This window comes from Trinickia mobilis (assembly GCF_017315705.1).
GTDB lineage: Bacteria > Pseudomonadota > Gammaproteobacteria > Burkholderiales > Burkholderiaceae > Trinickia_A > Trinickia_A mobilis.
Map to the genome: position 1 here is coordinate 20,440 of NZ_JAFLRF010000061.1, position 7,035 is coordinate 27,474.

Consider the following 7,035-nt stretch of genomic DNA (forward strand, 5'->3'; position numbering starts at 1 on the left):
ATCGTTGAGAAAGTTGTCTGGAAGCAGTGTACCGCAGCGTCTATCGACACCCCAAAATTGCTGCACGACATACGTCGTAATCGTGTCAATCCACAGTAACCAGAATGAATACGAGGACAACCCTTTCTACTGAAAGGATTGTTAGAGAGGCCATTGTGTCTGAGACATTCAAACCAGTCGAACAAAAATGGGCTGCTTCCAGTTTGCGAAGCCGTTCCAGTGACGTTACGTTCAACCTGAAGCTCGCCGTATACCTAGCGGGGATTTATTACGGAATCAAACTGGTGTACGCACCCAATCTCACGTTACAGATTATCGGAATGTTTATTATCGGAGCATTTTTTGCTCATGGTGTAGAGTTGCAGCATCAGGTTTTACATAATCAAGGTCTGTCCAATAAATATATGAACGAGTTTGTGGGTGTTTTGCTTGGAATCCCGCTATTGGTTTCATATGCTGGATATCAGGCGAGCCACTTGCGTCATCACAAAAATCTTGGTACATCCGAAAACAAAGAGTTGTTCGACTATGGCGATCAATACGGCGAGGGAAAATCGGCCTCCCTTCTCGTGTGGCTAAAGCGCATCTTCATGCCGAGCCTGTACATCTCGTTTCTCGGTGGCTTGTGGCGAGCGCTCACATTTAGGCCATTTGATGGCGAGTCCCCGGATGTGTCGCGCAGGATGCGGCGTGACTATGTGGTGGTGCTCTTCGCCATTATTTTTCTTTCTACCGCATCCCGGTGGACTGGGTCAATCCTTATTTTCAAGGTATGGCTCATTCCTCTGGTTTTATTTGCGGCGCCGATTCACGCCTTCATCGAATTCCCTGAGCACTTCTCCTGCAACGTGAAAACCACGAGCGTGTTCGAGAATACGCGTTCGATAAAATCGAATGCTTTCATGACATGGTTTACTAATGGCAATAACTATCATGTGGAACATCACCTGATGCCTGGATTGCCGATTGATCGTCTGCATGATTTGCATGCTTCCATTGCCGATCAGATCCTTCACTATTACCCGACTTACCGGAGTTTTTACGGCGCGCTGTTCTCTGGAAGATTGCGGAACGGATCCACCAGGAGTACGGGAGAATGAGCTTCTATCACGAAAAGAGCAGGCAATTGCACGAACGCTTCAAAACGCGAGCTCTTGCTGACCAGTTGTACACGACGCGTCGGCATGACGAGTTCTCTGAGTGGGATCGTGATGTCATCCGGAATGCCCGCATGTTCTTTCTTGCAACGGCGGACGAGGCTGGAAGGCCCGACTGTTCGATCAAGGGTGGCGACGCGGGGTTCGTTCACATCGTCGCCGAGAACGCCCTCATCTTTCCAGACTACGACGGCAACGGCATGTTCCGCAGCATCGGTAACATCCTGGCTAATCCTTATGTGGGGATGCTTTTCGTTGAACTAGAGGGGCAGTTTCGGAAGCTGCGAATCAACGGTATAGCAAGTGTGGACGATACCTCAAGTGTTACCGCAAAGCTTCCGGGTGCGAAGCTTGTCGTGCGCGTAACCGCGCTGGATATCTTTCCGAACTGTTCCAGATACTTGCCCGAGGAAAGCGGATCAATCACGTCCGTCTTTAGTCCCCGCGAGGGCCATACACCACCTGAGCCATTCTGGAAGAGCAAGCCAGATCTTCGCCCCTTCGTTCCCACGGATACGGCCAACGGTTCGGTGCAGCGCGCAACTGCAGTAGAGGATTGAAACGATGAACAACAAAAAGCAGACCGCTTTCGGCGAAAGACCGCCTACGCCGATCGACGATCAGTCAACAGTCCAATGCAATACCTTCCGCGTGCAGAAGGCCTTGAACGAGTTCTACCTGCGTGAAATCGGTCATCCGGCTGCCTTTCTCCACGCACCGTCAGAAGGTGAATACAGGAAAGTATGGAAGTTGGAAGCGGATTGGAATGCTTTTGAAGAATCGAGGATTCAAGACTTTGACCTCCCGAAATCACACCTTGACTTCGAGGAGTGGTACTTCGGCCTTTTCCGTCGACATCGGCACGAGGTGTCCGAATTTTTCGATTTTCTCGCCAATGAAGCCAGCCTGGTGGAGCTCGCCTTTTACATTGGAATGGAAGAACAAGTCGATGGGCGGTTCGATGACGTCATTGCGCTTGCACAGCTGGGGATGTCGGGGGATATGAAGCTTGCGTTGGCCGAAAACTACTGGGATGAGATGGGGTTGGGTAAAGAAGCAGAAATGCACACGGTGTTATTTCGCAACTCGGCCTCGTTCCTGAGAGAAGCGCTTTGCGGTGCCGACATGGCCTCGTTGGTTCCGGCCGCCGCACTAAAGAACGGTAACCTGTTGATGATGTATGCGCTCCGAAGGCAGTATTCAGCACGATTGCTTGGGTCTCTCGCGATCCTGGAGCACACCGCCCCTTACCGCTTTCAGAAGACTGTCACTGGGCTGGAGCGTGTCGGAGTACCGGAAGATGTCATCCACTACCACCGGTTGCATATCGAAGTCGATGCAAACCATGGAAAGCAGCTCTTCAAGCGCGTGCTCTTACCTCTTGTTAGCGAGCATCACGCCTCGCTACCTGAAGTCTGCAGAGGTTGCCTAATTCGTTACCAGGTTGCGGTGGACTATTACAAGAGCTTGACCGCTGCGATGCGGGACACAGTTATTTTCTAGTGACTTGAGGGCACATTCCATGAACGGAATAGAATCGACGATGACCGCTGCGCGCGTATGGGATCTTGGTGATGACCGGTTCGTCTATGGAGACGTTAATTCGGTTCTCGGCGTGAACCTGCTTAACGAAGAGGAATGGCTACAGTTTCAAGACTTCTGGAATACGCTCGAAGTCGACAAGTACATGAATGACGGCGGAAAATATCGATACCGGCGCTTCGGTCGTTTCAAATATTTTGCCGAAGACGACAGGCTGCAGCCTCAACCATACGGTCCGTACACGCAGCCTACCTATTTCAACCCGCTCAATGGGGGTGTCAATCGCTTCTTCGGTCCATTGACGGAGCCGATGATCAACAGCAAAGTCGTCACCAGACTGTTGAAGGAGTTGGGGCGCGTGTACAGTGAACTCGAGGACGTGCCGATGTGGAAGATCAACACGTACTTCAACAGAATATATGCGGCACATGCGGAGGTCGGCAAGCCGGTGCCAGAGGGAATGCATAGGGACGGCGTGAAGTTTAGCTGTCTTTTCATGGCCAACATGTTTGGCTTCACGGGAGGGGAAACCAGTCTCTACGACCTCGTCGAGAAGCAGCCTATCTTCAAAGGGAGGCTCGCCGAGCCGGGCGATATCTTACTGTTTCGCGACGACACAGTGTTCCATGACACTACGCCGATATTGCCGACGGAGCCCGACGTGCCGGGTTACCGGGATCTACTTGTGATCGAGTTCAGATGAACAAGACCGGACAACCTTCGTTGATCCTCGCAGGGCGGTCAAGTTTGCCGCTCTATGCCGCTTTTTTCCCGGTGATGGCCTGGGCAGGCAACTTTGTGATCCTTCGTCTTGCGCTAAGGTTCTACGAACCGCTCGCGCTGACAGCGGTTCGCTTCCTTGTCATCGGTCTGACAGTCGTGTACTTCGGCTGGCCAAAGCTCAAACTCCGGGTGATCGCATCGTATGCAGTTTTATCTGCGGGGGGGCAGTACACCCTTTCGACGCTTGCGATCTACCTCGGTTTATCGGCTGGATTGGCTTCTCTGGTGATGCAGGCCCAGGTTTTCATCGCGGCGCTACTAGGATTTGTGGTGCTGAAGGAGCGCCCTTTTTGGGGAACGCTCGTCGGGGCATTGTTTGGATTCGGCGGCCTCGTACTCCTGACATTAGCCAGGGGACAAACCTTCTCCGTTTCAGGCTTCCTGGTTTGCCTGATAGCAGCCGCCTGCTGGGCAGGCTCCAGCCTGCAATTGCGTGTCATCCAATGGAAAGGCCTTTTCTCGTTGCAAGCGGCATCGTGCCTGCTGGCCCTCCCTTTTGTATCGGCTCTTAGCTGGAAGCTTGAGACGGAGCCCTTCCATCGCGACGCATTCGTGAACCACCCAACCTACGCGATTGGTTCGATCCTCTATATGTCCCTTGTATCACTTTTCGCAGCGCAAACTGTGTGGGGACGCCTGCTGTCAGAGCGGCCCGTGACCACAGTTGCACCTTTCGCGTTACTGATCCCTGTATTCGGGATCGCTCTGTCATACGTCTTTCTTGGAGAGCGATTGTTTCCCGTACAGGTTGTGTCCTGCGCTTTGGTCCTTGTCGGATTGATTCTGCACTTCGTTAGCGTGTGGAGGAGAGGGCATCATGGTTGAGTTACGGCACCTCCAAGTGAACGAGGAGAAGCTTCTGATCCCCATGCTGAAGAAGATGTATGCATCCGTGGCAGAAGAAGACCTGGCCAGTCGCTACTCTGTCATTGCCAATTCTGCATGGCGATGCGTCGGTGCGTTCTGCTCCGGAGAACTCATAGGCATGGCAGGTTATTGGGTGAACACGAGGTTCTATTGTGGACGCTACATGTATGTTGATCACTTCTACATCGATCAAGGTTTCAGGCGAGAAGGATTAGCGCCGAAGTTCATGCAATTTTTAAGAGATCGAGCACGCGAGGATTCGTGTGAGCAGCTATGCCTGGACACCTTCGTGAGCAACCAGATAGCCCAGAAGTTGTGGTTCAAGGAAGGCTTCTCGATCGTCGGATTCCATTTCGTCCATCCGCTGTGGCGCTGCAGCTCTCGAACCGTTAATTCCCTCGTGGAGGTAGTTTCGCATGAAGACCAAGGTATATATCGACGGTGAGGCAGGAACAACGGGGCTACAAATCCGATCGCGACTAGCGGGGCGAAGTGATTTGGACGTATTTTCGCTACCGGAAGCAGTACGTAAGAATGGCCAGCGACGCGCCGAAGCTATAAACAGTGCGGACGTCGTAATCCTTTGCCTGCCGGATGATGCAGCCAGAGAGGCTGTTTCGTTCATAGCCAATCCGGCTGTTCGGGTGATCGATGCGAGTAGTGCCCACCGGGTTACGCCGGATTGGGTTTACGGTTTTGCGGAGTTGTCACCAGATCAAAGCAGGAAAATCGCAACTGCCAGGTTTGTTTCGAATCCCGGCTGCTATCCGACGGGCGCCTTGGCGATAGTCAAACCCTTGATTGCGTGTAAGCTGGTTCCGTCTGTATATCCTTTTTGCATCCATGCAGTGTCGGGGTATTCAGGCGCCGGTTCCCAGATGATAGACCAATACGAAAATCCGGAAAATTCCGCGTACACGAAGACACCAATTATTGGCTACGGCCTTTCGCTTGAACACAAACACATCAAGGAAATCGAGTGCCACGCCGAGCTGGCGCGGCGGCCCATTTTTCTGCCGATGATCGGCCGATATCGACAAGGGATCCTAATGTACGTTGGGATACACCTTTCAGCGTTGCCGGATGCGGTATCAGTGCAGCAGGTCCATAGAACACTTGAAGGCTACTATGACGGGCATCAGCACGTTTCGGTTACACCCCTCGGTGATCTCCGGGCTCCAGACAACCTCGATGCTGAGTCAATGAATGGCAACGACGGAATCCGACTGCATGTATTTGGAAACGATGAGTATCGCCAATGCGTGGTGGCTGCTGTGTACGACAATCTCGGGAAAGGCGCATCCGGCGCCGCAGTACAGAATCTGGATCTAATGATTTCCGGAAGCTAACTCGATTCGGCGATGAGGAATTGTCGTGCTTGACTATGCATCTACTCAATGCGTTGTCCGCAGTTGCGCGCTGTGGCTCATTTGACGCAGCAGCCGTGGAATTGGGAGTAACGCCATCAGCTATCTCGCAACGTATTACGCTGCTGGAAAAGAAGATGGGTGGGGTGTTGATCAAGCGAGGAAAACCTTGCGTGGCTACCCCGATGGGAGCACGACTGTGTACGCATACTGAGAGTGTCCGTGCACTTGAGGCCGAGTTGGCCCCAAAAGTTGCCGACGACAATCAGACAGCTGCAGCAAGCTGGAAAATAATGCATTTTGAGGTCGATGAAGCTTTGTGGGGCAATTGGCTCGTCGGTACTCTTGGCTTGTTCTGCGGTAGACGGAAAGTGCTACTGGAAGTTGCAAAAGGAAGCGACTCAGCCGTTTCACCGAATAATAGAGGAGCTGCTTCCGCAGTTCTCACACTAAGCTCGGATGCGCCATGCAACTACACTTGTGAGCGCGTTGGTACTCTCAGCTTTCGCGCGGTCGCTGCCAAGGAGGTATCGAGGATCCTTTTCGGTGCGCATGCCAGGCGAAGCTCGTTCGCAAATGTGCCATGTGTTACCTCGCGCGGCAGCTTGACAATGTTAAACGAGGCAGCGCGTCGGATGGCAGGCACAGGAATGGATGCGCCTGTGCACGTTATGCCCACTATCGAGGACGTAAGGCAGGCCTGCGTAGCGGCGTTCGGCTGGGGCCTTTGCCCAACATGGCTGGTCGATGACGACCTAAACGCTTATCGATTGGTTGACCTGTTTCCTGGTAAAACCTTCGACGTGGGCATTCATTTCCAAAAACCTGCCGCAGCAGATGCGTTGGTTACTGAGCTGGAAGAATGTTTAAAAGCCTCTGTATGGAAAATGTTGTCGCAAAGTGAACCTTCCGAGGTTGCACAACTGCAGCGCGTCGCATGATTTGCTCATGAGTTCGTTATATCGCGGCCATAGCCGCGTCGCGCGGTTCCATCGTGGCATCACACGACAGCTCACCCTACAGGCGGGGTGCGGGTCATCTATCCGTTGCATCGACCGGTTTGAATCCGCAGCCGTCTACAGGCAGATGCGCCACATCTTCTGCCACCATTCGATGCGTCCCCCGAAGAAGCATCCCGCTTCAGAGAATCCGAAGGTTTCGAATTCGCCCGATCGTCGGTGAGCGCTGGAGGATGAGGTCTGTGATGTACTCGGGCAGCAACGCACGGGGAATATTACCGGGCAGGTAGTGTGCGGAGATATGTGCAAGAAGGCTGAGGGGGCAAGTGCCTGAGGTGGAAGGTGACCATGGTGTAAGTT

The 7,035-nt window shown here is 53.0% G+C and carries 8 protein-coding genes; all 8 read left to right on the top strand.

Features of this window, described 5'->3' with window-relative positions; genetic code table 11:
- Positions 1-155 precede the first annotated feature (155 nt).
- From J3489_RS34705 to J3489_RS34740, 8 genes are read left to right on the top strand one after another with little or no spacing between them, the layout of a single operon-like run.
- Complete coding sequence (locus tag J3489_RS34705; RefSeq protein WP_207005341.1) at positions 156-1,100, top strand: fatty acid desaturase family protein; 945 nt, start codon at positions 156-158, stop codon at positions 1,098-1,100.
- Complete coding sequence (locus J3489_RS34710; protein ID WP_207005342.1) at positions 1,097-1,717, top strand: pyridoxamine 5'-phosphate oxidase family protein; 621 nt, start codon at positions 1,097-1,099, stop codon at positions 1,715-1,717. Before J3489_RS34705 ends, J3489_RS34710 begins: the two co-directional genes overlap by 4 nt.
- Positions 1,718-1,721: 4 nt before the next feature.
- Complete coding sequence (locus J3489_RS34715) at positions 1,722-2,660, top strand: iron-containing redox enzyme family protein (RefSeq protein ID WP_207005343.1); 939 nt, start codon at positions 1,722-1,724, stop codon at positions 2,658-2,660.
- Between the two features lie 19 nt (positions 2,661-2,679).
- Positions 2,680-3,402, top strand: coding sequence for a 2OG-Fe dioxygenase family protein (locus tag J3489_RS34720; RefSeq protein ID WP_207005344.1), 723 nt, complete (start codon positions 2,680-2,682; stop codon positions 3,400-3,402).
- Positions 3,399-4,307 carry an EamA family transporter gene (locus J3489_RS34725; RefSeq protein WP_207005345.1) on the top strand — a complete coding sequence of 303 codons (909 nt, stop codon included), beginning with the start codon at positions 3,399-3,401 and terminating at the stop codon, positions 4,305-4,307. The genes J3489_RS34720 and J3489_RS34725 overlap by 4 nt, the downstream gene beginning before the upstream one ends.
- On the top strand, positions 4,300-4,794 hold the full coding sequence (locus tag J3489_RS34730) for a GNAT family N-acetyltransferase (protein ID WP_207005346.1): 495 nt from the start codon (positions 4,300-4,302) through the stop codon (positions 4,792-4,794). The genes J3489_RS34725 and J3489_RS34730 overlap by 8 nt, the downstream gene beginning before the upstream one ends.
- Positions 4,766-5,698, top strand: a complete 933-nt coding sequence (gene argC, locus J3489_RS34735; RefSeq protein WP_207005347.1) for an N-acetyl-gamma-glutamyl-phosphate reductase — start codon at positions 4,766-4,768, stop codon at positions 5,696-5,698. The genes J3489_RS34730 and argC overlap by 29 nt, the downstream gene beginning before the upstream one ends.
- A gap of 35 nt (positions 5,699-5,733) precedes the next feature.
- A complete protein-coding gene (locus J3489_RS34740) occupies positions 5,734-6,657 on the top strand; it encodes a LysR family transcriptional regulator (RefSeq protein WP_242540553.1) in 924 nt (307 codons plus the stop codon).
- Positions 6,658-7,035 lie beyond the last annotated feature (378 nt).

Excerpts from the sequence above, each read along its gene's own strand:
- argC (WP_207005347.1), top strand. The coding sequence starts at position 4,766 with ATGAAGACCAAGGTATATATCGACGGTGAGGCAGGAACAACGGGGCTA.
- J3489_RS34715 (WP_207005343.1), top strand. The coding sequence starts at position 1,722 with ATGAACAACAAAAAGCAGACCGCTTTCGGCGAAAGACCGCCTACGCCG.
- J3489_RS34710 (WP_207005342.1), top strand. The coding sequence starts at position 1,097 with ATGAGCTTCTATCACGAAAAGAGCAGGCAATTGCACGAACGCTTCAAA.
- J3489_RS34720 (WP_207005344.1), top strand. The coding sequence starts at position 2,680 with ATGAACGGAATAGAATCGACGATGACCGCTGCGCGCGTATGGGATCTT.
- J3489_RS34730 (WP_207005346.1), top strand. The coding sequence starts at position 4,300 with ATGGTTGAGTTACGGCACCTCCAAGTGAACGAGGAGAAGCTTCTGATC.
- J3489_RS34725 (WP_207005345.1), top strand. The coding sequence starts at position 3,399 with ATGAACAAGACCGGACAACCTTCGTTGATCCTCGCAGGGCGGTCAAGT.
- J3489_RS34740 (WP_242540553.1), top strand. The coding sequence starts at position 5,734 with ATGCATCTACTCAATGCGTTGTCCGCAGTTGCGCGCTGTGGCTCATTT.